This window comes from Limnohabitans sp. T6-5 (assembly GCF_003063315.1).
Taxonomy (GTDB): Bacteria; Pseudomonadota; Gammaproteobacteria; order Burkholderiales; family Burkholderiaceae_C; genus Limnohabitans_A.
In genome coordinates, this window is the sequence record NZ_NERV01000004.1 from 123,076 (window position 1) to 147,192 (window position 24,117).

The 24,117-nt window shown below is 62.9% G+C and carries 20 protein-coding genes; 5 read left to right on the top strand and 15 right to left on the bottom strand.

Annotation, left to right across the window (positions count from 1 at the left end; all coding sequences use genetic code 11):
* Positions 1–8: 8 nt before the first annotated feature.
* From B9Z51_RS15970 to B9Z51_RS16020, 11 genes are all read right to left on the bottom strand, one after another.
* The gene (locus B9Z51_RS15970; protein WP_146187790.1) at positions 9–1,148 is read right to left on the bottom strand and encodes a hypothetical protein; all 1,140 of its coding nucleotides are present in this window, start codon (positions 1,146–1,148) and stop codon (positions 9–11) included.
* Positions 1,141–1,839: a TIGR02466 family protein gene (locus B9Z51_RS15975; protein ID WP_108376169.1), complete on the bottom strand. Its 699-nt coding sequence runs from the start codon at positions 1,837–1,839 to the stop codon at positions 1,141–1,143. Before B9Z51_RS15975 ends, B9Z51_RS15970 begins: the two co-directional genes overlap by 8 nt.
* Before the next feature lie 17 nt (positions 1,840–1,856).
* Positions 1,857–2,537 (bottom strand): NTP transferase domain-containing protein, encoded by a 681-nt coding sequence (locus B9Z51_RS15980; RefSeq protein ID WP_108376170.1) that lies wholly within the window; start codon positions 2,535–2,537, stop codon positions 1,857–1,859.
* Positions 2,538–2,539: 2 nt separating this feature from the next.
* Complete coding sequence (locus tag B9Z51_RS15985; protein WP_108376171.1) at positions 2,540–3,646, bottom strand: XdhC family protein; 1,107 nt, start codon at positions 3,644–3,646, stop codon at positions 2,540–2,542.
* Positions 3,647–3,670: 24 nt separating this feature from the next.
* Positions 3,671–4,876 carry a VWA domain-containing protein gene (locus B9Z51_RS15990; protein WP_146187791.1) on the bottom strand — a complete coding sequence of 402 codons (1,206 nt, stop codon included), beginning with the start codon at positions 4,874–4,876 and terminating at the stop codon, positions 3,671–3,673.
* Positions 4,877–4,988: 112 nt separating this feature from the next.
* Positions 4,989–5,948, bottom strand: a complete 960-nt coding sequence (locus tag B9Z51_RS15995; protein WP_199227568.1) for a MoxR family ATPase — start codon at positions 5,946–5,948, stop codon at positions 4,989–4,991.
* Between the two features lie 2 nt (positions 5,949–5,950).
* Positions 5,951–6,595 carry a CoxG family protein gene (locus B9Z51_RS16000; RefSeq protein WP_108376174.1) on the bottom strand — a complete coding sequence of 215 codons (645 nt, stop codon included), beginning with the start codon at positions 6,593–6,595 and terminating at the stop codon, positions 5,951–5,953.
* A 14-nt stretch (positions 6,596–6,609) separates the two neighbouring features.
* Positions 6,610–9,021 (bottom strand): aerobic carbon-monoxide dehydrogenase large subunit, encoded by a 2,412-nt coding sequence (locus B9Z51_RS16005; RefSeq protein ID WP_108376175.1) that lies wholly within the window; start codon positions 9,019–9,021, stop codon positions 6,610–6,612.
* A gap of 29 nt (positions 9,022–9,050) precedes the next feature.
* The gene (locus tag B9Z51_RS16010; RefSeq protein ID WP_053169257.1) at positions 9,051–9,536 is read right to left on the bottom strand and encodes a (2Fe-2S)-binding protein; all 486 of its coding nucleotides are present in this window, start codon (positions 9,534–9,536) and stop codon (positions 9,051–9,053) included.
* A gap of 17 nt (positions 9,537–9,553) precedes the next feature.
* The gene (locus tag B9Z51_RS16015; protein WP_108376176.1) at positions 9,554–10,417 is read right to left on the bottom strand and encodes a xanthine dehydrogenase family protein subunit M; all 864 of its coding nucleotides are present in this window, start codon (positions 10,415–10,417) and stop codon (positions 9,554–9,556) included.
* Between the two features lie 437 nt (positions 10,418–10,854).
* On the bottom strand, positions 10,855–11,598 hold the full coding sequence (locus B9Z51_RS16020; protein WP_158272913.1) for a LytTR family transcriptional regulator: 744 nt from the start codon (positions 11,596–11,598) through the stop codon (positions 10,855–10,857).
* A 305-nt stretch (positions 11,599–11,903) separates the two neighbouring features.
* Here B9Z51_RS16020 and B9Z51_RS16025 point away from each other — a divergent pair, with 305 nt between their 5' ends.
* Together B9Z51_RS16025 and B9Z51_RS16030 are read left to right on the top strand one after the other, a co-directional pair.
* The gene (locus tag B9Z51_RS16025) at positions 11,904–13,385 is read left to right on the top strand and encodes a M20 family metallopeptidase (RefSeq protein ID WP_108376178.1); all 1,482 of its coding nucleotides are present in this window, start codon (positions 11,904–11,906) and stop codon (positions 13,383–13,385) included.
* A complete protein-coding gene (locus B9Z51_RS16030) occupies positions 13,382–14,236 on the top strand; it encodes an alpha/beta hydrolase (RefSeq protein WP_108376179.1) in 855 nt (284 codons plus the stop codon). The genes B9Z51_RS16025 and B9Z51_RS16030 overlap by 4 nt, the downstream gene beginning before the upstream one ends.
* On the opposite strand, the gene B9Z51_RS16035 is transcribed toward B9Z51_RS16030, so the two are convergent.
* The 4 genes from B9Z51_RS16035 to B9Z51_RS16050 form a co-directional block, all read right to left on the bottom strand.
* The gene (locus tag B9Z51_RS16035; RefSeq protein WP_108376180.1) at positions 14,202–15,380 is read right to left on the bottom strand and encodes an MFS transporter; all 1,179 of its coding nucleotides are present in this window, start codon (positions 15,378–15,380) and stop codon (positions 14,202–14,204) included. The two genes, B9Z51_RS16030 and B9Z51_RS16035, sit on opposite strands and share 35 nt — an antisense overlap.
* Before the next feature lie 96 nt (positions 15,381–15,476).
* Entirely contained in the window at positions 15,477–16,733 is a 1,257-nt protein-coding gene (locus B9Z51_RS16040; protein ID WP_108376181.1) for a glutamate carboxypeptidase, read from the bottom strand.
* A gap of 914 nt (positions 16,734–17,647) precedes the next feature.
* Positions 17,648–18,376 carry a 16S rRNA (uracil(1498)-N(3))-methyltransferase gene (locus B9Z51_RS16045; protein ID WP_108376182.1) on the bottom strand — a complete coding sequence of 243 codons (729 nt, stop codon included), beginning with the start codon at positions 18,374–18,376 and terminating at the stop codon, positions 17,648–17,650.
* 2 nt (positions 18,377–18,378) lie between these two features.
* Positions 18,379–19,497 (bottom strand): aminoglycoside phosphotransferase family protein, encoded by a 1,119-nt coding sequence (locus B9Z51_RS16050; RefSeq protein ID WP_108376183.1) that lies wholly within the window; start codon positions 19,495–19,497, stop codon positions 18,379–18,381.
* On the opposite strand from B9Z51_RS16050, the gene B9Z51_RS16055 reads away from it, so the two are divergent.
* Genes B9Z51_RS16055 through rsmA form a run of 3 tightly spaced genes read left to right on the top strand, consistent with a single transcriptional unit; the run spans position 19,496 to position 24,100 of the window.
* A complete protein-coding gene (locus tag B9Z51_RS16055; protein WP_108376184.1) occupies positions 19,496–21,994 on the top strand; it encodes an LPS-assembly protein LptD in 2,499 nt (832 codons plus the stop codon). The two genes, B9Z51_RS16050 and B9Z51_RS16055, sit on opposite strands and share 2 nt — an antisense overlap.
* Positions 21,987–23,327, top strand: coding sequence for a peptidylprolyl isomerase (locus B9Z51_RS16060; RefSeq protein WP_108376185.1), 1,341 nt, complete (start codon positions 21,987–21,989; stop codon positions 23,325–23,327). Before B9Z51_RS16055 ends, B9Z51_RS16060 begins: the two co-directional genes overlap by 8 nt.
* Entirely contained in the window at positions 23,324–24,100 is a 777-nt protein-coding gene (gene rsmA, locus B9Z51_RS16065) for a 16S rRNA (adenine(1518)-N(6)/adenine(1519)-N(6))-dimethyltransferase RsmA (RefSeq protein ID WP_108376186.1), read from the top strand. Before B9Z51_RS16060 ends, rsmA begins: the two co-directional genes overlap by 4 nt.
* Positions 24,101–24,117: the final 17 nt, after the last annotated feature.

Consider the following 24,117-nt stretch of genomic DNA (forward strand, 5'->3'; position numbering starts at 1 on the left):
GCGCAGCCTCAACGCTGTATCGCCAGCAGGGCTGACTGACGCCACCGCGTATGGGTACGCCACCACAAGGCGGACGCTTGCCACGCTGCCAACGCACCCAGCACAGCCAAAGCCAACTGCACCGCCACCGGACCTTGCAAAGGACTGGCTAGACCCACACCCACCAGCAGCACCGGCCCCATCAGCAACGCCATGCCGCGAGTGGCGTAAGACCGCATGAGGGCGCCGCCGACGGGTGAGCGGTGGCGGTTGCAATGCACCGCCCAGCCCAGCGAAGGCAGCAGCATGGCCAGCACACTGCTCGCGGCGCTGTTGCCCAGGCCCATGATCGCGCCCAGACACAGCAAGCCCAAGCTGGCATGGGTCAACTGGTCTGACGACAAGGGCTCCGAAGACTCTGAAAACCGGCTTGCGCCGCGAAGCACAAGCCCAATGAGTGTCGGCAAGCCAGCCATCAGGGCCAGATGCACGGCCACCATTTGCTCCGTGCTCCAGCCCAGCCCTGCACACCAAACATTCCCTAGCCACAAGGTGCCCATCATCAAGCCCATGGCCGAAGGGGCCAGCCAGGTCTGAAGCCCGGCTCGCTGGCCGCGACATGCAGACGCCCGCCCGTTGCGGTGCCGGTCTCGCACATACACAAGTGCGGCGCACAGTGCCAACAGCAGACTGACGCCCCAAGGGGCAGCAGTGTCGCTGCCCGGCATGCGCCAGGCCCCGCTCACCAGCCCGGCAGCCACCAAGGGGTGCCAAGCCACGCGGCCCATTTGAAAGGTGCTGACCTGGGTGCGTGTTTCGATCAAGGCACTCCACAGGCCCCACACCACAGCCAGCACCAGCAAGCCCGCATGGGCCGCAGCCGGGCGGGCCAACAGCTCAGGCAGCCACACGCCGCAAGCAGTCAACAAGCCACACGCGCCCATCACGGACGAGGCACTTTGAAAGGCCCAGCCACTGCCCCGGCAGACGATGCGCGCAGCCCACCACACGGCCACCGCCAACACGCCGCTGGCCACCGACCAGCCCAGGCGCATGCCTTGCTCACCCAGCCACAGCCAGCCCAGCAGCAACACCGTCCATTGCGCGACTTCGCCTGCATGCGCCAACCATGCACCGTTGAGGCCAGGGCGGGCAGTGGCTTCAGACATGCGCATACCCGTGCAACTGGTCCGAGCCGCCTGCGGCGTGCACGCTGACATTGAAAGACACGATCACCCGGTCGGCCGTGCCGTGGTAGGGCATGGCCTGGTGCGCCAACCACGAAGGGAAGACCACCAACTGGCCCGGCACCGGTTCGATGTCGAGGTGCGCGTTTTGCAAATAGGCGTTGCCAAAGTCCATGGCCGCGCCGCCCAGCCGGTTGAAGTGCGGGCCATAAAAACGCGTCACGCCATTGGCCGCGCCCAGCACCGGGTGCTGGCGGCGCTGCTCGGGCGGATCAACCTGCAGGCAGTACACACCCGACCACGAACAGTTGCCGTGCGTGTGCACGTCGTGGTGGCTGCCTTGGCTGGAAACCTGAAACCAGATGCCGCGCAGCGCGATCTGAAAACCCGGCTTGGCCTCGGGCCAAGCGCCCTGGTTGGCCAGCACCACCGTCTGGCGCACGCTGTCCACGATGAAGCGCACCAGCTGTTCCCACTCGGCCAGGCGAATGCGTTGCAGCAAATCGTCGCGGCTGGCGTAGAAAGCTTTGGGCGCACCCGACACGGCCGGGTCGGTGGCGCGCATCGTCTGAAACACCCGCACCAACACCTCGTTGACCGCATCGGCTTGCGCAAAGCGGTGCACGCCGATGGGCGTGTGCCACAACTGGTGGAGCGGGTCGGGTTGGAGCATGGTGGTGTTGCGCCTTATCAGGCAGTGACCATCAAATCCGCCGGCCACTTGAGCCGGTGCCCGGTGCGTGCGGCCAGCGCCTCGATGTCTTCGAGCGTGTCCACATCGGTGCGGTAGCGGTTGTTGGTGCTCACCCAGGCGTGCACTTGCTCAGGGTTGGCAGACTGCCATTGGCGGCAGCCCACGTTGGCTGCGCCCGCCAAAATCTGGTCGCGCACTTCGGTGCTGAACATGACCGGATTGCCCGGCAGACCATCGACCGTGGGCTGCACCACTTGCGCGCCCTCCGGCCGCTTTTTGTAGGCCCCGATCAAGTCGTTGATGTCTTGTGAGTTGATCAGCGGCTGGTCGGCCAGCGCCACCAGCACCGCATCGAGCTTGGCCGACAGGGCCTGCAAGCCCAAACGCAACGATGAAATTTGACCGGCATCCGGATCGGGGTTGCGCACCAGCGTGACCGGGAATTCTTTCACGGCTTCTTCAATGCGGTCAGCGTAATGGCCCAGCACCACCACGACTTCGTCCACCCCCGCGCCCGACAGCGCGATCAGTTGCCGACGAATCAGCGGCACGCCGCCCAACTCCAGCAGGCTTTTGGGGCGGTGCCCCATGCGCGAGCCCGAACCCGCCGCCAACAACACCGCGCCCACGGTGACGCGGCTGTACAAGCCCCCACCGCCTTTGAGAATGCAACCCATGATCAGCCTCCACAGCAAGATGATTTGGCCGATGCTGCCACAGTGGCAGTGGCCAGCGCAGGCTCGGCAGTCAAAGCCGGGACGGCGACAGCGTCGGACGCCGTTGCTGCGGCTGTCGCTGCGGCCTTTTTGGACCCACCGCAGCAAGAGCTGGCCGCCACCGGCGCGACGGGTTTAGCGCTTGCGGCCTCCTTGGGCTCGCTGGCCCCAGTTGTCGAACAGCAAGATGACGATTCGGCAAGGGAAGTTGCAACATCTGATGTCAACGCGGAAGAAGCCATGGACGCAGTCACAGCAGCCTGAACCTGAGGCACCAAAGTCTCACGCCCACGCCGGGCCGCCACCACCGAGGTCAGCACCGACAAAGCAATTTCTTCGGGCGTCTGCGCGCCAATGAACTCGCCGGCCGGGGCCACGATGCGGGCCACCGCCGCCGGGTCTTCGCCACTGGCGACCAGGCTCTCCAGCAGCACCCCTGCCTTGCGCGCACTGGCCACAAACCACAGGCCTTGCGGCTGCAAGGCCAGCGCCGCTTTGAGGCCCTGCACATCGCGGCGGCCTTGGGTGGCCACGACCACAAAGGGCGATGCCAAGCGGGCGCTCACGCCAGCCGCGTCGTCGCTGTCCAGCACGGTGTCGGCATCCGGAAAATCCGCCGCCTGCGCGCCCTGCGCCACCACCGCCACGCGCAGGCCCACACGGGGGGCCAGACCCACCAGCGCACGCGCCACGGGCGAGTCGCCCACCACCGTCAAGGTGGCGCTGGGCATGACCGGGTCGATGAACAGCTCCAGCGTGCCGCCCGAGTGGCAGGCCATGCCGAATTCGAGCACATCGCCCAGGTCGCGCTCGGCGCTTTCGTCGGACGGTGCAATGCGGATCTTGCGCGGCTGGCCGTCCAGCAAAGCACGGCGCACGGTCTTGATGACCGCCGGTTGGGCGCAACCGCCGCCGATCCAGCCATGAATCTGGCCATCGGGCGTGACGACCGCTTTGTCGCCCGCCTTGCCCGAGGTGGGGGCTTGGGCGCTCAAGACCGTGACCAAGGCAAAGGGCAGGTCCGCGCTTTGCAGGCGGGCAGCCTGGGTGATCCATTCGTTGCGGTTCATGGGGGACTCCTTCAAGGCTCAAATTCAATGCAAAACGTGTCGGGCAGCGACCAAATCAGCCAGGCTGGCCAGCGGCACAAAACGCTCAATGCGGCTGCGGGCGCGCTGCAAGGCACCCGCTGCGGGCACCTGTCGCGTGGGGTGAAACCAGGTGATGCGGGCACCGCGTGCGCGCACTTCCTGCAAGGCGGCATCGAGCAGGTCCGGCCCGTCGGTGTCAAAGCCATCCGAGAACACCCACACGCGTGCGCCCCGGTTGAGCTGGGCGCGGGCGTGCTGGCGGGCAAACTCTTGCAAGCTGGCGGCGATGCGGGTGCCACCGCCAAAGCCCGCCGTCACGGCGTTCACTTTTTCCTGAATAGCGGGCGTGTCGCGGTGCATGTAGGGTGTGACTTCGGCCAGGCGGGTGTGAAACACAAACACCCGGGCATCGGCCTCGAGCGCAAAAGCGCGGGCCACGCGCAAGAACAGCGCGGCGTGTGATTCCATCGAGCGGCTCACATCGGCCAGGATGAACAGGCGCGGCGGCTCCTCGCGTTTGACTTTCCAGGCCGGTTGCATCAGCTCGCCACCCCAGGCCACGCTGCGGCGCAGGGTCTGGCGCAAATCCAGCCGCTGCCCGCGTGGGGCCACACGCCAGCGGCGGGTGGGGTGCGGCTGCAATTTGGCGGTGATCTGGCAGGCCAGTTGTTGCAGGGCGCTCAGCTCTTGCGGCATCCACATCTGGCCATCGCGCTGGTGCAGGGCTTCGGTGCGGCTGGCACCGCCTTGGGCGCGGGGCGTGCCGTTGTCTTGTTCATCCAACTGGCTCGATGCCGAGTCACCTGCGGTTTGGGGTGCGGCATTCTGGCCGGGTTGGCTGGCGGGCTGTTGGGCAGCGTCCATTTGGTCGTGCAGGGCCTGCACGCTTTGGCGCAGGTTGCGGCTGGGCCGGGTCTGGCCGCTGACCTTGACGCCGCCACGCAGTTTTTCGGGGTGCCAAAAGCGCTCGTACACATCGGCCCACAGCTGCCATTCGCGGTGGCTGTGGCAGGCAATCGCACGCCAGGCCGCTTGCAAGGGGCGCTCGTGCAGCGGGCCAAACAACTGGGCTGCTTGCAACATGGCTTGTTGTTCGGCCACGCCCACCGTCAGGCCGTGTTCGCGCAGCAGCGCGGCAAAACCCGCCAGACGCTCAGAGGGCGCGGTGGCCTGCGCTGGAGGGGGCGGTGCCGCCAGGTCGTGGGTCATACAGCCGCGTTCTTTGCCGCAGGCACCCACACGCTGGGCGATGGTTTCGTGGGCGTGTGCAACGCCCAATCGCCCACGGGGTGGGCTCCTACAGGGGGATGGGGCCGGTGGCTCATGTTGTCGCCTTGGCCTGCTCGTTGGCGTTTTCGGCCACACCCACCGTGCGGCGACCTTCGACCAATTGGCGCAGGCGGTCGGGGCCCATCACAAAGCGGTCTTCGCGGGTCTTGAGCAGGCAACCCAAAGTGCCCAGCACGGCCGACATGTCTTCGGGCAGCTGGGTGTGGCGCATCTGAAAGAGGGCTTTCACCCAGTCCAGGGTTTCAGCGATGCCGGGGATCTTGGCCAGGTCTTCGCGGCGCAGGCGCTGCACGAACTGCACAGCGTCTTCGACCAGGCGGGTGTCGACCTGGGGCAAGGCGGCTTTGACGATGGCGATCTCTCGCGCCAGCGTCGGGTAATCGAGGTAGTGGTACAGGCAGCGGCGGCGCAGCGCGTCTGACAACTCGCGCGTGCCGTTGCTGGTCAAAATGACCTGCGGAATGTGCGAGGCGCGGATGGTGCCGATCTCGGGCACGGTGATCTGGTATTCGGCCAGCACTTCGAGCAAAAAGGCTTCAAAGGCTTCGTCGGCGCGGTCGATCTCGTCGATCAGCAGCACGCACGGGCCTTGCTGGCTGATGGCGCGCAGCAAGGGGCGCTCGAGCAAATAGTCGCGGCTGAACACGTCGGACTCGCGCACACGGCCAGCCGCGTCTTTGTCCGATTCGCTCATGCGGATCGCCATCAACTGGCGGCCGTAGTTCCACTCGTAAGCGGCTTGCGCCAGGTCCAGTCCTTCAAAGCATTGCAGACGCACCAGGGTGGCATTTTGCGATTGCGCCAGCGCAGTGGCCAGCGCGGTTTTGCCCACGCCCGCGTCGCCTTCGAGCAACAACGGGCGCTGCAAGGCAGACGCCAGCCACACGGTGGTGGCCAGGTCTGCATCGGCCAGATAACCCGCACGCTGCAGCCGCTCGCGCAGCAAGCGCTCCTCAGCTGCGGGTTGTCCGGGTTGGTCTGGCGTGGTCATGCTCAGGCCTTCTTGCCCAGCAGGCCACCAAACCAGCTCTTGACCAGCGCCCAGAAGATGGCCAGGCCGTTGATCTCGCGGGCCACCACGGGTGCCTTGGGCGCAGCAGGTGCTGCAGCGTCGCCAACCGATGCAGCAGCAGATCCAGCAACCTGTGCAGCAGCAGTGGGCGAGCCCTCAGCCGCAGGCAAGGTCAGCGCGGTCTGGCGGAAGTTCTCAACAAACTGCGCCAGCAGCATGTCGGACACTTGCACCATCATGCGGCCGCCAAATTGCGCGAACTTGCCGTTCACGATCACCGCCGCTTGGCCGTTCAATATGCAATGCGCCGGATTGGCCGGGTCGGCGGTGATGATCGCGGTCAGGTCCATCGAGGCGGACGAGCCGCCCTTGTCGGCACCCTTGCCGCGCAAGACCATCTTGCGCTCGGCGGCCACGGCTTCGATCACGTCCACGGTGCCGCCAAACTGGGCCACAGCCGGGCCGACCTTGACCTTGACGCCGCCCTTGAACGAGGTCTCGGACAGCTGCTCGGTGATTTCGGCACCGGGCATGCAGTTGGCAGTCGCCTTCAGGTCGGTCAGCAGGGCCCAGGCCCGTGCCGCGTCCACATCCAGCGGGTATTGTTTGTCGAGTTTGACTTCCATGACGGTTCCTTGATTTACAAAGCTGCGCCATGCTCGCGCAGCGCTTTCCAAGTGCGGAAAGCGTTGTGCGGCATGTCCAGGTGCGTGACACCCAGGTGAGAGAAGGCATCGACCACGGCCGAGGTGAAGGTGGGGATCGAGCCGACGTGGGGCGATTCGGCCACGCCCTTGGCACCCAGCGGGTGGTGCGGCGAAGGCGTCACGGTGTGGTCGGTTTCCCAGTGCGGGGTTTCCACGAAGGTGGGCAAGAAGTAGTCCATCAGCGTATTGCCCAGCAAGTTGCCTTGGGCATCGAATGGCATTTGCTGGCCCATGGCCACGGCAAAACCTTCGGTCAGACCGCCATGGATCTGGCCGTCGATGATCATCGGGTTGATGCGGGTGCCGCAGTCGTCCAGCGCATAGAAGCGGCGGATCTTGGTCTCACCGGTCGCACGGTCGATGTCCACCACGCACAGGTAGATGCCGAAGGGGAACGTGAAGTTTGGTGGGTCGTAGTAGTGCACGGCTTCCAAGCCTGGCTCCAGACCGTCTGGTGGCTGGTGGTAAGCCTGCCACGCCACATCGGCCATGGTTTTGAACTTGCTGTCGTCGCCCTTGACCTTGAAGCGGTCCACTTCCCAGTCGAGGTCGTTTTCGTTGACTTCTAGCATGTGGGCGGCGATCTTGCGGGCCTTCGCGTGAATCTTGCGAGCGGCCAAAGCGATGGCCGCACCAGCCACAGGCGTTGAGCGTGAACCGTAGGTGCCCAGGCCGTAAGGCGCAGTCGATGTGTCGCCTTCTTCCACCTGAATTACTTCAGACGGAATCCCCAGCTCGGTGGCGATGATCTGCGCATAGGTTGTCTGGTGACCTTGGCCTTGCGTGATCGTGCCCATGCGGGCGATGGCGCTGCCGGTGGGGTGGATGCGGATTTCGCAGGAGTCGAACATGCCCACACCCAGGATGTCGCACATCTTGGACGGGCCAGCACCGACCACTTCGGTGAAGGTGACCAGGCCAATGCCCATCAGCGTGGGGCTATTGGGGTCGGCGCGTTTGGCCGCTTGCTCGGCGCGCAGGCCTTTGTAGTCCACGGCTTCGAGCACTTTGTCAAGTGCCGTTTGGTAGTCGCCCGAGTCGTATTCAAAACCGAAAGCACTGGTGTAGGGGAACTGCTCTTTCTTGACGAAGTTCTTGGCGCGGATTTCGGCCTTGTCCATGCCCAGCTTTTGCGCCAGCACGTCGACCATGCGCTCGATCAGGTACACCGCTTCGGTCACACGGAAGGAGCAACGATAGGCCACGCCACCGGGGGCCTTGTTGGTGTAGACGCCTTTGACGCTGGCGTGTGCAGCGGGGATGTCATACGAGCCTGAGACGATGTGGAACATGCCAGCCGGGAACTTGGTTGGGTCGGCACAAGCGTCGAACGCGCCGTGGTCGGCCACCACGTTCACGCGCAGGCCGGTGATCTTGCCGTCGGCTGTGGCGGCCAGTTCGCCGTCCATGTGGTAGTCACGGGCGAAGGCGGTGGACGAGATGTTTTCAATGCGGTCTTCGACCCACTTGACGGGGCGGCCCAAGACGATGGAAGCCACGATGGCGCAGACATAGCCGGGGTAGATGCCGACCTTGTTGCCAAAGCCACCACCGATGTCGGGGCTGACGATGCGCACTTTGGATTCGGGAATGCCCGACAGCATGGACACCACGGTGCGCACCACGTGGGGTGCTTGGCTGGTGATAAAGGTGGTCAGGTCGCCCTTGATGGGGTCGAAGGAAGCCACACAGCCGCAGGTCTCCAAGGGGCACGGGTGCACGCGGGGGTAGTACATGTGCTGCGACACGGTCACTTCGGCCTTGTCAAAAGCCGCGTCGGCGGCCGACTTGTCACCGGCATCCCAGGTGAAGATGTGGTTGTGGTGGTCACGCTTACCGTGTGCGCCTTCGGTTTTGCCAGCCAGGTCTTCGCGGATCACGGGGGCACCGGGTTGCAGCGCAGCATAGGGGTCGAGCACCACGGGCAGCTCTTCGTATTCGATCTCGACGGCTTCGACCGCGTCGGCGGCGATGTAGCGGTCGTCGGCGATGACGATGGCCACTTCCTGCATTTGGAAGTGGACCTTCTCGTCGGCCAGCACAGCAGCCACGTCACCCGCCAGGGTGGGCATCCAGTGCAGTTTCAGGGGCTTCAAGTCGTCGGCGGTCAACACGGCGTGCACGCCAGGGATGGCGAGCGCAGCTTCCTTGTTGATCTTGACGATGCGGCCATGGGCGATGGGGCTGCGGACGATGTCCATGTGCAGCATGCCGGGCATCTTGATGTCATCGACATAGTTGCCCTTGCCCTGGATGAAACGGGCGTCTTCTTTGCGCAGGCGCGATGCGCCCATGCCTGCCAGCGCGAGTTCGCGGGCTTCAGCGGAAAGTACCGGTGCGTTCATGTGTGTCTCCGATCAAATGGTTTGTCGCATCAAGCCGCAACGGGCTCTTGCAGTTTTTTGGCGGCGTACTGGACGGCTTTGACGATGTTTTGGTAACCGGTGCAGCGGCACAGGTTGCCCGCCATGCCGTGGCGGATTTCGTCTTCGCTCGGGTTGGGGTTTTCTTGCAAGAAGCGGTAGGCGCGCATCAGCATGCCGGGGGTGCAAAAACCGCATTGCAGGCCGTGCTCTTTGTAAAAGCCTTCTTGCACCGCGTGCAGCACGCCCTTGTTGGCCAAGCCTTCGACTGTCAGCACTTCGGAGCCGTCGCACTGCACCGCCAGGTGGGTGCAGGACTTGACCGATTGGCCGTCGATGTCCACGGTGCAGGCACCGCAGTGGCTGGTTTCGCAGCCGATGTGTGCGCCGGTCAGGTTGAGTTCTTCGCGCAGAAAGTGGATCAGCAGGGTGCGTGGCTCAACGGCTTTTTCTTCTTTCTTGCCATTGACGGAAACGGTGACGAGTTTTTTGGACATGTTGTTTTCCTTATGCTTTAAGCGCAGCGCGACCAGGCTTTGTTCAGAGCCCGCTTGACCATCTCTCCGGCCATGGCGGTCTTGTATTCGATGTCACCGCGCAGGTCTTCTGCGGGGTCGCAAATGGCAATCGCAGCATCCACAGCGGCTTGCACGTTGGCGGCGTTGAAGGGCTTGTTCAGCAGCGCGGCTTCGGCGGCTTCGGCACGCAAGGCGGTGGGGGCCACGTTGGTGAGCGCAATGCGCACATGGCTGACTTGGTCGCCGCTTTTGCGGATCACCACGGCGCAACCGGCTGTCGCCCAGTCGCCGGTTTTGCGCTTGAGTTTTTCGTAAGACGAGCCGGTGCCAGCAACGAAAGCGGGCACGCGGATTTCGCACATGACTTCGTTTTCTTCGAGCAGCGTCATGTAGGTGCCGAGGAAAAAGCCATCAGCCGCCACGGTGCGGCGACCGTTCGGGCCTTCGAGCACAAACGAGGCGTCGATCACGATGGACAGCGCAGGGTGGTCGTTGCCGGGGTCGCCGTGGGCGATGTCGCCGCCGATCGTGCCGCGGTTGCGCACCTGCGGGTCAGCGATCAGCTTGGCCGCTTCGCACAGCAAAGGCACTTTGGCTTGCAGGATGGGCGAGGTGATCAGGTCGTTTTCGACCGTCATCGCGCCGATCACCACGGTGGCGCCGTCTTCGCGGATGCCCTTGAGTTCGGGTATGCGGTTGATGTCGATCAAGTGTTCGGGCTGGGCAAAGCGCAGCTTCATCATCGGCAGCAGGCTGTGGCCGCCCGCCAGCAGCTTGGCATCGGAGCCCAACTGGCCCAGTAAGGCGACTGCCTCGCCGACGGTTTTGGGCGCGTGGTATTCAAAACGCGGTGGAATCATCAAGGTCTCCTGTGGTTTTGTTCAAAAACAGGAGGTCAGTATTGGGTAGAGTCCTTTTCCTACTTGACAGTCGGGTTTTGTCCAAATGCGTCATTCATTGGTCGGTTTATTGCACGAAATGCACTTTATCGAGCACGAAACGCATTGATCAGACTTTGCCCTGCTCGCAATCAGGGAATGTCCTAGGTACCCCAAAGCCCAGTGAATACCCTCGATTTGGCTGCTGAATACCTGGGGGTGTAGGGGATAGGTTGCGGTTTGCGAGGGTTCATCGCGACTGCATTTTGTGGGAGCCCCGCCCCCGGGGCGATTCTTGGTGGTCTGCGAGGCTTTTCGCGACGAGGGCGTCGCTCCTACAGGGCCATGCCCGCAATTTGTGGGAGCCCCGCACAGGTGGCTACCTGCATTTTGTGGGAGCCACCCACAAAAGGCGGGGTTCAGCCCAAGCCCAGCGCTTCGCGCAAACGCCCGACTTCTGCACGGGAAACGGGCACGGGCTGGGTGTTTTTGCCTTTGAGCACCACATGGGTTTTGCTGCCTTCGCGCCCCAACGCTTGCACCGCTTGCAAATTGATGATGAAGCAGCGGTGCACCCGCATGAACTGCGCCGGGTCCAGGCGCAATTGCAAATCACCAATGCTCAGGTTGCAAAAGTGGTAACCCTCGCGGGTCAGCACACGGGTGTAATGGGCTTGCGATTCCAGGCTGAGGACGTCGGCAGTGTCCACAAAAGCGACCTTCTGGTTGGCCACCATCGGGATGCGCGACAAGCGCATATTTCGCGCTGGGGGTTCTGCGGGTGGCAGTTCATGGCTTACCACCTGGGTGACATCGTAGAAGACCAAGGCAAAACCGGTGGTGTCACCTTTTGCATCGCCCAGTCGACTGACCTTGATCAGCAGCACCTGTTCGGGGATGTTGATGATCATGGTCATGGGCACGGCATTGGCCATGGGGCAGCCTGAGGCTTCGTCCAGCAAGAATTTGACTTTGGGCTTGGAGCGTTCGGGGTGAAAAGACGTGACCAGTTTGTCAAACGGCTGCTTTTCATCCACGGGCAAGACCCGACGCGCAAAGTCGTTCATGGCCACCACATTGCGCTGGGCATCCAGATGGATGACACCCGCCTCGAACTTCTCAAACAGGTACAAGCTCGAATTGGGAGCGGTTTTGGAATCCATCGTTTTTGTCTCCTGGACACATCGCCAAGTGAAGCCCCGGTGCACCTCGTGGGATGCATTCATGACGGGCGCGCCTCGGAAGGGCTTGGGGCCGCACCTGCTGCCTACACCGCGCAAAGGGCTCAAACCGAATTCAAGGCGGGGCCATTCTGCCACCGAAGCCTTATTGGCGTGGTGGGCCTTTTCAGTCCCCCTTGTTCCTGGGTCGATGCGGGCCAAGCGGGCCGGCATGCTCAGATCGGCGCAAAAACCGCTACAGTCATTTTTTCTTGTTTGGCTTTTGATTGTTTTTTCGGAGTTTGTGAATGAACGCCCCTTTGCACCGCGAAATGCCCGCTGGCCACTTGGACAGCGCCCAGGCGCTGAATGACGTCACCCAAGCCTGGGACAGCACCATCCTGCCCGAGCTGAAGAAATACATCGAGATCCCGGCCAAGTCGCCAGCGTTTGACGCGGACTGGGCTGCCCACGGCCACATCGAGACGGTACTGCGCAGCGCGGCCGACTGGGTGCTGGCGCAAAAGGTCGAGGGCCTGAAACTCGAGATCATCCAATTGCCCGGTCGCACCCCGGTGATGTTCTTTGACGTCCCCGCCACGCGCCCTGCGAATGAGGGCTCCGGCCAGACCATCTTGATGTACGGCCACCTGGACAAGCAGCCTGAGTTCAATGGCTGGCGCAACGACCTCGGCCCCTGGACCCCGGTGCTCGAAGACGGCAAGTTGTATGGCCGTGGCGGCGCGGACGACGGTTACGCGGTCTATGCCAGCATCGCGGCCGTGCAAGCCTTGAAGGCCCAGAAGACACCGCATCCGCGCATCGTTGGCCTGATCGAAACTTGCGAAGAGTCTGGTTCGTATGACCTGCTGCCTTATGTGGACGCCTTGCGCACGCGTCTGGGCGATGTGGGTCTGGTGATCTGTCTGGACAGCGGCGCGGGCAACTACGACCAGCTGTGGCTCACCACCAGTCTGCGCGGCATGGCCAGCGGCACGCTCAAGGTGCAGATCCTGACCGAAGGCATCCACTCGGGCGACGCCTCGGGTCTGGTGCCGTCGAGTTTTCGCATCATGCGCCAGGTGCTTGACCGCCTCGAAGACAGCGCCACGGGTCGCCTGCTGCCCGCCAGCTTCCATTGCGAAGTGCCTGCCGAGCGGCTGGCCCAGGCCCAAGCCACGGCGGCCATTTTGGGCGACGAGGTGTACAAGCGTTTCCCCTGGGCGCATTACGACTGCGGCGGCTCGACCAGCTTTGCGCTGCCCACCACCACCGACCCGACGCAAGCCTTGCTCAACCGCACCTGGACACCCACACTCAGCGTGACCGGCGCCGAAGGCTTTCCCTCACTCAAAGACGCGGGCAATGTGCTGCGGCCCTACACCGCCTTCAAGCTCAGCCTACGACTGCCCCCGCTGGTGGACGCCGCGCAAGCCGTGGCCGAGATGAAGGCCCTGCTCGAAGACAACGCGCCTTACCAAGCGCAAGTGACTTTTGAATCGAACGGCGGCGCCACAGGCTGGAACGCCCCCGACACCTTGCCCTGGTTCGAGCAAGCGCTGAACAGCTCCAGCCAGGCGCACTTTGGTGCGGGTGTGGGTTACATCGGCCAAGGCGGCACGATACCGCTCATGAACATGCTGAGTGCAGGCTTTCCCAAGGCACAGATGATGGTCTGTGGCGTGCTAGGCCCCAAGAGCAACGCGCACGGGCCCAACGAGTTTTTGCATGTGCCTTATGCCAAGAAGCTCACGGCCGCCGTGGCCGAGGTCATGGCGCGCATGCCATGAGCGCCGTGCCTGTGCAGCCCACCCGCTCCGAACTGCAAGGTGAAGCAGGCGCTTTGGCCGTTTACGACTGGCCTGCGCCTGAAGTTGCGGCGCTGGGCACCGTGGTGCTGGTGCACGGACTGGGTGAACACGCCGGGCGTTACCAAGAGGTGGCCACCCATTTGCGCAGTTGGGGCTTCATCGTGCGCGCTTACGACCAGCAAGGCCACGGCCAGTCTGCAGGCGCACGCGGCGACATGCTGCGCCCCGGCAGTCTGCAAGCCGATCTGGGCCATGTGATCGACGCCACGCGCCAGCGCCCCCCAAGCGCCGACTTGCCGCTGGTGCTGCTGGGCCACAGCATGGGCGGCCTGGTGGTGGCCCGCGCTTTGGCCGAGCAACTGAGACATGTGGATGCGGCGGTGCTGTCGTCGCCTGCGCTCGGGGCCTCGCCCAACATCGTGCAAAAGGTGTTGCTGGCCACTTTGCCCAAACTGTTGCCGCACCTGTGCGTGGACAACGGGCTGGACGCCAATTTTGTGGCGCGGGATGCGGCCGAGGTGCAGGCCTACAAGGCCGACCCGTTGGTGCATCGGCGCATTTCGACCGGGCTGGCCGCGTGGATTTTGTCGCAAGGCACGCGCACCGTCGAAGAGGCTGCGCGCTGGTCAGTGCCCACCTTGCTGCTGTATGCGGGCGATGACCACTTGGTGCAAGCGGGCGCCAGTGCGGCCTTTGCCCGCTCAGCGCCCGCAGAGGTGGTGCAGGCGCATTGCTTTGAGGCCATGTACCACGAGATCTTTCACGACCCTGAGCGCGAGCAGGTCTACAGCCTGCTCAAGCCGTGGTTGCTTGCACGTTTTTCTGTTTGAGGCCCAGCCAGATCAGAGCCAAAGCGGCAAGGGTCACCGGCAAGAAGGAGCCGATGTTCAGCCAGGTCCAGCCTTGGGTGGTGACCAGAGCGCCCGAGGCGAATGAGGTCACCGCCATGGTGGCGAACACGCAGAAATTGATGGCCGCCTGACCCCGGTCTTTTTCAGCAGGGGTCCAGGCTTTCATGGCCAGGGTGGTGCTGCCGGTGAAAAGGAAGTTCCAGCCCAGGCCCAGCAAGAACAGCGCGATCAGGAACTGATGCAGACCGATGCCGCTCAAGGCGATGGCGATGCACACGAAATTGATGGCCACCCCCACGCCCATGATGGTCAGCGTGCCAAAGCGCTTGATCAGGTGGCCGGTGAAAAAGCCCGGGGCAAACATGCCGATCACATGCCATTCGAGGACCAGGGCGGCATCGTCAAAACTGTAGCCGCACACCTGCATGGCCAGAGGCGTGGCCGCCATCAACAGGTTCATCACGCCATAGCCCAGGGCCGCAGAGGCGGCGGCCACGATGAACACCGGCTGGCGCATGATCTGGCTCAGGGGTCTGCCCTGGCTGTCGCCGGCCTTTTTGGCGGGCACTTCTGGAAAACGGATGAAGCTCATGCACAGCATGGCCAGCAACGCCACCACGCACAAAGCGAGGTAGGCCCCCAAAAACGGGGTGGCGTACAGGCTTTTGGTGCGTGAAGCCAGGTTGGGCCCCACGATGGCGCCGATCAGGCCACCGGCCAAGACCAGTGAGACCGCTTTTTCGCGAAAGCCTTCAATCGCCAGTTCAGCCGCCGCAAAACGGTAGAGCTGCCCGTTGGCGCTGTAGTAACCGGCCACCAAAGTGGCCAGCACCAGCAGCCAGAAGTTGTGGCTCCAGGCGGCATACGCCGCCAGCAGCGCCGAAAACAGCGCGACCACCAGCCCCAGCTGAAACGACACCTTGCGCCCCCAGCGCGATTGAGTCTTGGCCACCAAGGCCGTGGACAGCGCCCCGCCCACCACATAGCCCATCACTGGCAAGGTCGCCATCCAGCCCATGGGCGCCATGGACAGGCCCACCAGCCCATTGATGGCGATGAAGGTGACGTTGTTGGTGAAAAACAGGCCCTGGCAGAGCGTGAGGAGGAGGAGGTTGGCGTTCATACCCGCCAGTGTATCGATTTGTAGGGAACCGTCTGTTGACGCACAGACCGGTTCGGGACACCGGGCGCAGCCCCGACATGTGTCACAGTGGGTGGCTTATGGCGCCTTGCCCAGGTCTTGCAGCAAGCGGCTGGTCAGGTAGAGCCGGGGCACGATGGAGTCGATTTCAATGTATTCATCGCGTGCATGAAAACCCCAGCCCGCCAGGCCCAGGCTCTCCAGCACGGCGGCCTTGCCCGAGCCGCTGGCAAAACCGGCGTCGGTGCCACCCCCGGTGACCGGGTGGAAGAACAGGGGGCGGCCATCGAGTTCGGCATAAATGGCCCGCGCACGCTGGGCCAAGGCGGTGCCGCGCTCACCGGCCACATAAGGCGGGCGCCCCACTTCCAGCTGCACATGCACATGGGTGTCGGGCACGCGGTGGCTTTCGCTGGTTTTGGCCAGCAGGGCCGCTTTGAGTTTTTCGGCCGCATCGGGTTTGAGCAAGCGCACATCGGCGGTGGCCACGGCTTTTTCAGGAATTTGGTTGCGCACCAGACCGCCTTGCGCATAGGTCCAGTTCAGCTGGGCGCCGGGAATGCCCTTGGCGATGTCTTGCGTGGCCAGCATCTGGTGCGACAGCTCGATCAGGGCATTGCGACCTTCTTCGGGCGCGGCACCGGCATGCGCGGCGCGGCCTTTGACTTCCAGGGTGGCGGTGGCCGTACCGGCGGCCGACAGCAGCACGCCTTCAACCTTGGCCATGGATTTGGCGGCGGTGGGCTCGTACGACAGCACCACGTCGTGCTGCGCAGCCAAGGACTCGATGAGAGCACCGGAGCCGCCCGAGCCAATTTCTTCGTCGGGATTGAACAGCACGGTGATGCGGGCGAAGTCGGTCCAGCCTTGCGCCTTCAAGAGGGCCAACGAGTGCAAGATGACGGCAATGCCGCCCTTGTCGTCGGCAATGCCCGGGCCGTAGAGGCGGTTGCCGTCGAGTTTGTAGGGTTGGCTGGCCAAAATGCCGTCCGGGTAGACGGTGTCCATGTGGGCAATCAGCATCGCTTTGAGGCGGCCTGTGCCGGTGAAGCTGCCTTTGACCATGACGCGTTCGCTGTTGCTGGTGCGGATGCGCTCGGTCTGCGCGCCCAGGGCTTGCAGGCGTGCTTGCGCCAGATCGGCCACACGCGACAGGCCTGGCAGATTGCCCGATCCGGATTCGATCATGACCAGTTGTTGCAAGGTGTCGATGACGGCAGCCTGGGCGCCTTGGGCGGCTGCAAACAAGGCGTCATCGCGTTTTTGGGCCCAGGCGGTGGTGCAAACGGTCAGGGCAACAAGGGCCAGGTATCGGGCCAGAACAGTGGATTTCATCGGGCGTCTCAAAGGGGTGACAAGAGACAGATGCTAAGTGGCGCAGGTGCCTGCGGCAACGCGAACAAACCCCATGCACACAAAACAACCAGCATGGCCAGTCAACGAGACAACGTCCGGGCGTGGCGCACTCGAGTTCGGCACTCGAAAAGTCCGACATTTGCCCAAACAAGCACCACCGCAAGCATCAGGCGCCATCGCCTCAGCACACACATGTCGGGGTCTTCGACCGCCGACCTACGAGGTCGATGGCAATCTTGCAGGTCGGCACTCGAAGAGTCCGACAGTTGCCCAAACAAGCACCACCGCAAGCGTCGTGCGTCATCGCCTCAGCACACACATGTCGGGGTCTTCGACCGCCGACCTACCAGGTCGATGGCAATCTTGCAGGTCGGCACTCGAAGAGTCCGACACCTGCCCTAATAACCACCACCGCAAGCGTCAGGCGCCATGGCCTCAGAACACACTTGTCGGGGTCTGCGACCACCGACCTACGAGGGCGATGGTGATCTTGCAGGTCGGCACTCGAAAAGTCCGACAGTTGCCCAAACAAGCACCACCGCAAGCGTCGTGCGTCATCGTCTCAGCACACGCATGTCGGGGTCTTCGACCAACGACCTACGAGGTCGATGGCAATCTTGTAGGTCGGCACTCGAAGAGTCCGACACCTGCCCAAACAACCACCACCGCAAGCATCGGGCGTCATGGCCTCAACACACGCATGTCGGGGTCTTCGACCAACGACCTACGAGGTCGATGGCAATCTTGTAGGTCGGCACTCGAAGAGTCCGACAGTTGCCCAAACAACCACCACCGCAAGCATCGGGCGTCATGGCCTCAGCACACGCATGTCGGGGTTTTCAATCGCCGACCTGCAGGCACCGACCTCGAAACACCCGGCGTTTGCTTGATGATCAACGCAGGGTCAAGGCAGACAAGACGGCCAAAGGCGCGGTTTCGGCCCGCAGGACGCGTGGGCCCAAGGTGACGGGGACAAAGCCTGCGGCCAGGGCCTGGCTTTCTTCGGCGGGCGTGAGGCCGCCTTCGGGGCCGCTGAGCAAGGTCACGGCCACTTGATCTGTCATGACGTCGCGCAGGGGCCGGGTGCCTTCAGACAGCGACAACACCAGACGCAAGGCGCCAACGGGTGCAGGCGGTACAGGGTGTGCGGCCACCCATTGGGCCAGGCTGCAGGCGGTTTGGAGGGTGGGGACGCGGTTGCGGCCGCATTGTTCGGCCGCTGCGATGGCGACACCCTGCCAGTGGGCGATTTTCTTGTCAGCCCGCTCGCCCTTGAGTTTGAGCACGCTGCGTTCGGCCGCCAGTGGCGTGATGCTGGCCACACCCAGTTCGGTGGCCTTTTCGACCAGCCAGTCCATGCGTTCGTTGGCGGTGATGCCTGCCAGCAGGTGCACGGCACACGGTGCCTCGCGCTCCAGCAGGTGGTGCGTGCCGATGTCCACCTCCACGTCACTGCGGCCCATGCGGGTCACGGTGGCGTCAAATTCGCCGCCTTCGCCATTGAAGACGGTGATGACATCGCCCGGCTGCATGCGCAGCACCTGCACATGGCGGGCGGCGCCGGGCGGCAGGCTCAGCGACGTGCCGGCGGACAAAGGGGCTGGGCAGTAAAAACGCGGCATGTTCACATCCGGCCGTAGGCAAAGCCCACCTGGGGCGTGGTGCCCTCGATCTCGTCGATCACCTTGAGCAGGGGCCCGAGTTCGCGGTAGCGGTCGCAGGCCTTGCGGATGTAGTGGATGAAGCGCGGTGCATCGGCCAGGTATTTGGGCTTGCCGTCGCGCAATGTGAGGCGCGCAAAGATGCCTGCCACTTTGAGGTGGCGCTGCAGGCCCATCCACTCGACAGCGCGGTAAAACGCGCCAAAGTCGCTGTGCCAGTCTTCAAAGTCCATCAGCCCGGCTTTGCGGGCTTTTTCCCAATAGCGGATGGTGATGTCGAGCACGAAGTCTTCGTCCCAGGTGAGGAAGGCGTCGCGCATCAGACTGGCGATGTCGTAGGTGACGGGGCCATAGACGGCGTCCTGGAAGTCCAGCACGCCCAGTTGTTCACGCTGAGGACCTGAACCCAAGGGCATCATCAGGTTGCGCGGCATGAAGTCGCGGTGCACATAGACGCTGGGGGCGGCCAGGTTGCGCTGCACGATCAGGGCAAAGGCTTTGTCCAGGGTCTCTTTGTCTTTACCCTGCAGTTGCACGCCTTTGTGCTGGGCCAGGTACCAGTCGGGGAACAGGCTCAATTCGCGCTGGAGCAAAGCCTGGTCATAAGGCGGCAGCACGCCGGGGCGCGAGGCCAGTTGCCACTGGATCAAGGTGTCGACCGCCTGCATGTACAGGCCATGGTTGGCTTGGGGGTGTTCGGCGTCGACGGCCTGCATCATGGTGGTGTGGCCCAGGTCGCTCAGCAGCATGAAACCATGGTCGGCCTGCCAGTCGAGCACCTCGGGCGAGTGCAAGCCCGCACCCTGCATCAAGGCGGCAATTTTTACAAACGGTTGCGAATTTTCCTTGTCCGGCGGCGCGTCCATGACGATGCGGCTGTCGCCTTGCACCGTGTCCAGGCGCAGATAGCGCCGAAAGCTGGCATCGGCCGAGGCGATGCGCAGGGTGGCGGGTAAAAGGCCTTGCGCCGAGGCGATGCTGGAGATCCAGCGTTCAAACAAGGCTTGACGGGCCGGGTCGGCCCAGATGACTTCAGAAGTCAGGGAAGTGGCGAGGGATGAGGGGGGAGTGTGTGGGCTCATGGATAATCCCATTCTACAAAGCCTGTTTGCCCCCTCTTGTGACCCCTCAGGCGCTTTCTTGCGTTCCATCTCCCCATTTGTGATCCACCGTTTCGCCCTGCCCTCTTTGTCGTCTGCATCGGACACCCCCTGCGCCTTGCGTGCCGTGGCGGTGGCGGTGCTGTTGGCGCTTCATGGCGGGCAGGTTCAGGCGCAAGCCCAGGGCTTGTCGCTGCGCAGCAGCCCGATGCTCGAGGAGCGGATCTCCAATCGCCAGCAAAGCGAAGGGGCTGTCTTTGTGGAGGGGGATCAGGTCATCGCCCGTCCGGACATGGACTTGCAAATCCAGGGCCAGGCGACGATCCGCCGTCCGGGTTTGAGTCTGCGGGGTGACCGGCTGGATTACGACCAGACCCAGGATGTGGTGAATGCCACAGGGCAGGTGCGCGTGAGTCGCGACAGCAGTTTGTTTGTGGGGCCGCGCTTGACGCTGCAAATGGACAGTTTCAAGGGGACTTTTGAAAAGCCGCAGTTTGAGCTGTATGGCACCGGTGGTTATGGCTCGGCTTCCGAGGTGGAGTTTGTGGACGACAAGCAGGCCATCGTCCGCCAGGCCAGTTACACCACTTGCCGCCGCACGCCTGGCCCTGAGTGGTTGCCCGAATGGGTGCTCAAGGCCACGCAGATGACCATTGACGAAGAAGAGTCGCGCGCGCGCGCCGAAAATGTGCAGCTGCGCTTCTTTGATGTGCCGATTTTGGCGTCGCCCGTGGTGAGTTTTCCTTTGACTTCAGGCCGCCAATCGGGTCTGCTGCCGCCCTTGGTGGGTGTGGACACCACCAGTGGGGTGCTGATTTCCCAGCCGTACTACATTGATTTGGCCCCCAACCGCGATCTCACGGTCACAACTGAAATCATGAGCAAACGGGGTGTAGCCGCTGATTCAGAGTTCCGCTATCTGGAGCCCGATTACAAGGGCCAAGTGCGGCTGAACATGATGCCTTCAGACAGCTTGCGCCATGAAAATCGCTGGGGGCTGACCAGTCAGCACAGCGGCAGCATTGAAACCGGCATTGATGGTGTGGGGCGCGTGGGCTTGGGTTTGACCCTCAACAGGGTCAGTGACGACAACTATTGGCGCGATTTTCCTCGCGCCGGGCTGGCCCTCACGCAGCGTTTGCTGCCTTCCACCGGCGTGTTGTCCTGGGGGCGGGGCGATTTCAGCATGACGGCGCTGGTGCAACGCTGGCAAACCCTGCAAAGCATTGATTCGGTCATCACGCCGCCCTATGACCGGGCGCCACAGATCACGATGCGCTACGGCCAATGGAATCCGGAGGGCCTGGATTGGTCCGTGGTGGGCGACACCACCCGGTTTGAGGCCGATTACTCACGCATGCCCAACAGCACCAGTTTGCCCCGCAATGGTGAGCGCAGTTATGTGCAGGCCCAGCTCAGCCGCCCCTGGATCAGGCCTTGGGGGTTTGTCACCCCCAAAGTGCAGCTGCATGCCACGCGCTACCAGATGGACCGTGCACTTGAAGATGGTTCCACCTCGGTGAATCGGGTGCTGCCCACTTTCAGTGTGGATTCGGGGCTGGTTTTTGAACGTGAAACCCAGTGGTTTGACCGTGATGTGGTGCAAACCCTGGAGCCCCGGGCTTTTTATGCCCGCACGCCCTACCGTGACCAGCATCTGCTGCCGGTGTACGACAGCGGCCCGGCGGACTTCAACCTGTCCACCATCTACAGCGAAAACCCCTATGTGGGTCAGGACCGGCTGGTAGACAACAACGCCGTCACCTTGGGCGTGAACAGCCGGTTTTTTGATGCCACCACTGGCGCCGAGATGCTGCGCGTGGGCGTGGCGCAGCGCATCCGCTTTACCGATCAACAGGTGGTTTTGCCCGGCCAACCGGCCGCAAGCAGTGGCGTGAGTGATTTGTTGCTGGGGGCGGGCATCCGCTGGGATGACCGGTGGGCGCTCGATTCGACGGTTCAAATCAACAGCCAGACCGACCAGGTCAGCCGCTCGACCGTGCAGGCGCGTTACAGCCCCACCCCCTATCGGGTGTTCAATGTCGCCTATCGCCTGAACAACCAGCTCACACCAACGACGGAGTTGGTGGATGTGGGCTGGCAGTGGCCCCTGAGTGATCTGCTGGGGCGCTCTGACCGCCAGGCAGAGTCGGCCTGGACGCGAGCACCCGGTCAAGGTCTGGGGCCCGATCGCTGGTACTCTGTCGGTCGGCTCAATTTCAGCTTGAAAGAGAACCGGGTCGTGGACTCGCTGTTGGGTCTGGAATACGATGCCGGCTGCTGGTTGGGCCGAATTGCCTTTGAACGCTTGCAAAGCACCGTGACCACGGCCAGCAGCCGTTTGCTTTTCCAGATCGAGTTTGTGGGTTTGGCCAGCGTTGGCGCCAGTCCTTTGCAAAGTCTTAAAACCAACATCCCTCGTTACCAATTTTTGCGTGACAACACAGTTCAACCCAGTCGGTTTCAGCACTATGAATGATCTTTATTTCTCTGCCCGTTCAGCCTGGCTGGCCGCCACCTTGGGTCTGGGCAGCTTGCTCGGCTTGTCGGGGGCGTGGGCGCAAGGCGCCAGCACGGCGATTCGCCAAGCCGATTTCATCGTAGCAGTGGTCAATTCAGAGCCCATCACCAACCAGGATGTGCAGGTGCTGCGTCAGCGCATGACCAAAGAGGCGGCTGCCCAGGGCCAGAAACCCACTGTGGAGGAGTTGTCGCGCCAGGCGCTGGAGCAATTGATCAACGAAAAAGCCCAGCTTCAACAGGCCCGTGACAGCGGCATCAAGATTGAGGAAGACGCGATCGATCAAGCCGAAATGAATGTGGCCAGCAGCAACCAGCTCACGCGTGATGAATTTCGCAAGCGCCTGGTGCAAGACGGCATGAGCGTGGCCAGCTACCGTGAGCAATTGCGCCATCAGTTGATGATTGCCCGTGTGCGTGAACGTGAAGTCGAGGGCCGCATCCGAGTGAGCGACCTGGAGGTGGAACAGTACCTGCGCGAGCAACTGCAGGCACAGGGTGCCCAAGGTCCGGTGGAGCTGAATTTGGCCATGATCTTGATGGCCGTGCCTGAGAACAGCACCGAGGCTCAGATCAATGTCCTGGCCGAGAAAGCGAATGTGGTGGCGCGCCGTGCGCGCAGTGGCGACAGCTTTGCCGAGCTGGCCAAAGCTTTTTCGCAAGCCAGCGATCGCGGTGCCAACGGCGGCGAAATGGGTTTGCGCCCTGCAGAGCGCTATCCAGAGTTGTTTCTGAGTGCAACGCGCAATCTGAAGGTGGGCATGACTTCGGATGTCGTGCGTTCCGGTGCGGGCTTTCACATCCTCAAGGTGATTGAGCGCCGTCAGGGCACGGCCACTTTGATGACGACCCAGACCCGTGCGCGGCACATCTTGCTGCGCCCAACGGCTCAGATGTCGCAGGCGCAGGCTGTGGCGCGCCTGAATGAAGTGCGCCAGAGCATCTTGGCCGGCAAAGCTGATTTTGCGGTGCTTGCTAAGCAAATGTCGCAAGACGGCAGCGCCCAGCAAGGCGGCGATTTGGGCTGGGCCAACCCGGGCATGTTTGTGCCGGAGTTTGAGCAGGTCATGAACCGTTTGCGCCCCGGGCAAATCGGTGAGCCTTTGGTTTCGCGGTTCGGTGTGCATCTGATCGAGGTCACCGACCGCCGCAATGCACCCATGAGCGATCAAGATCAGCGCACCATGGCGCGCAATGCCTTGCGTGAGAAAAAGCTGGAAGAGGCTTACGTGGCCTGGGTGGAGGATGTGCGCGGCCGTGCCTACGTCGAGATGCGCGAGCCTCCCCAATGAAACACATCGCGCGCAAACGATTCGGTCAACATTTCCTGACGGACGGCGGCATCATCGATGCCATCGTTGACGCCATTGCCCCACAAGCCGGACAAGCCATGGTCGAAATTGGTCCTGGCTTGGCAGCTTTGACCCAGCCTCTGGTGGAGCGCCTGGGACATCTGACGGTGGTCGAGCTCGATCGTGACTTGGCGGTGCGTCTGCGCGAACACCCCCTCCTCACAGTGGTGGAGTCCGATGTCCTCAAGGTCGATTTCACGGCCCTGGCTTCACAAATGCTGCAAGGCGCTGCGGCGTCGCTGCCCAAAATTCGGGTGGTGGGCAATCTGCCTTACAACATCTCCACGCCCATCTTGTTTCATTTGCTGGCGCATGTGGATGTGATTGAAGACCAACACTTCATGCTGCAAAAAGAAGTCATTGACCGCATGGTGGCCAAGCCTGCGACCTCAGATTACAGCCGCTTGTCGGTCATGTTGCAGTGGCGTTACGACATGGCCAATGTGCTGTTTGTCCCCCCCGAAAGCTTTGACCCACCCCCTCGGGTCGACAGTGCCGTGGTGCGCATGCTGCCCTGGGCACAGCCACCGGTGGTGAATGTCAAAACACTGGAAACATTGGTTCAGGTGGCCTTCAGCCAGCGACGCAAGATTTTGCGCAACACGCTGGGCAAATGGCTCGATGAAAAAGGCTTCGGCGGCGAATTCGATTTGCAGCGCCGCGCCGAAGAGGTGCCTGTCGCTGAGTTCGTGGCTTTGGCCCAAGCAGTTTGAAGTTCGGGCGTTCAGCA

Excerpts from the sequence above, each read along its gene's own strand:
- B9Z51_RS16005 (WP_108376175.1), bottom strand. The coding sequence starts at position 9,021 with ATGAACGCACCGGTACTTTCCGCTGAAGCCCGCGAACTCGCGCTGGCA.
- B9Z51_RS16000 (WP_108376174.1), bottom strand. The coding sequence starts at position 6,595 with ATGGAAGTCAAACTCGACAAACAATACCCGCTGGATGTGGACGCGGCA.
- B9Z51_RS16035 (WP_108376180.1), bottom strand. The coding sequence starts at position 15,380 with ATGAACGCCAACCTCCTCCTCCTCACGCTCTGCCAGGGCCTGTTTTTC.
- B9Z51_RS16045 (WP_108376182.1), bottom strand. The coding sequence starts at position 18,376 with ATGCCGCGTTTTTACTGCCCAGCCCCTTTGTCCGCCGGCACGTCGCTG.
- B9Z51_RS16040 (WP_108376181.1), bottom strand. The coding sequence starts at position 16,733 with ATGAAATCCACTGTTCTGGCCCGATACCTGGCCCTTGTTGCCCTGACC.
- B9Z51_RS16015 (WP_108376176.1), bottom strand. The coding sequence starts at position 10,417 with ATGATTCCACCGCGTTTTGAATACCACGCGCCCAAAACCGTCGGCGAG.
- B9Z51_RS16030 (WP_108376179.1), top strand. The coding sequence starts at position 13,382 with ATGAGCGCCGTGCCTGTGCAGCCCACCCGCTCCGAACTGCAAGGTGAA.
- B9Z51_RS15990 (WP_146187791.1), bottom strand. The coding sequence starts at position 4,876 with ATGACCCACGACCTGGCGGCACCGCCCCCTCCAGCGCAGGCCACCGCG.
- B9Z51_RS16025 (WP_108376178.1), top strand. The coding sequence starts at position 11,904 with ATGAACGCCCCTTTGCACCGCGAAATGCCCGCTGGCCACTTGGACAGC.
- B9Z51_RS16020 (WP_158272913.1), bottom strand. The coding sequence starts at position 11,598 with ATGGATTCCAAAACCGCTCCCAATTCGAGCTTGTACCTGTTTGAGAAG.
- B9Z51_RS16055 (WP_108376184.1), top strand. The coding sequence starts at position 19,496 with ATGGATAATCCCATTCTACAAAGCCTGTTTGCCCCCTCTTGTGACCCC.
- B9Z51_RS15975 (WP_108376169.1), bottom strand. The coding sequence starts at position 1,839 with ATGCTCCAACCCGACCCGCTCCACCAGTTGTGGCACACGCCCATCGGC.
- rsmA (WP_108376186.1), top strand. The coding sequence starts at position 23,324 with ATGAAACACATCGCGCGCAAACGATTCGGTCAACATTTCCTGACGGAC.
- B9Z51_RS15980 (WP_108376170.1), bottom strand. The coding sequence starts at position 2,537 with ATGGGTTGCATTCTCAAAGGCGGTGGGGGCTTGTACAGCCGCGTCACC.
- B9Z51_RS15985 (WP_108376171.1), bottom strand. The coding sequence starts at position 3,646 with ATGAACCGCAACGAATGGATCACCCAGGCTGCCCGCCTGCAAAGCGCG.
- B9Z51_RS16050 (WP_108376183.1), bottom strand. The coding sequence starts at position 19,497 with ATGAGCCCACACACTCCCCCCTCATCCCTCGCCACTTCCCTGACTTCT.
- B9Z51_RS16010 (WP_053169257.1), bottom strand. The coding sequence starts at position 9,536 with ATGTCCAAAAAACTCGTCACCGTTTCCGTCAATGGCAAGAAAGAAGAA.
- B9Z51_RS16060 (WP_108376185.1), top strand. The coding sequence starts at position 21,987 with ATGAATGATCTTTATTTCTCTGCCCGTTCAGCCTGGCTGGCCGCCACC.
- B9Z51_RS15970 (WP_146187790.1), bottom strand. The coding sequence starts at position 1,148 with ATGTCTGAAGCCACTGCCCGCCCTGGCCTCAACGGTGCATGGTTGGCG.
- B9Z51_RS15995 (WP_199227568.1), bottom strand. The coding sequence starts at position 5,948 with ATGACCACGCCAGACCAACCCGGACAACCCGCAGCTGAGGAGCGCTTG.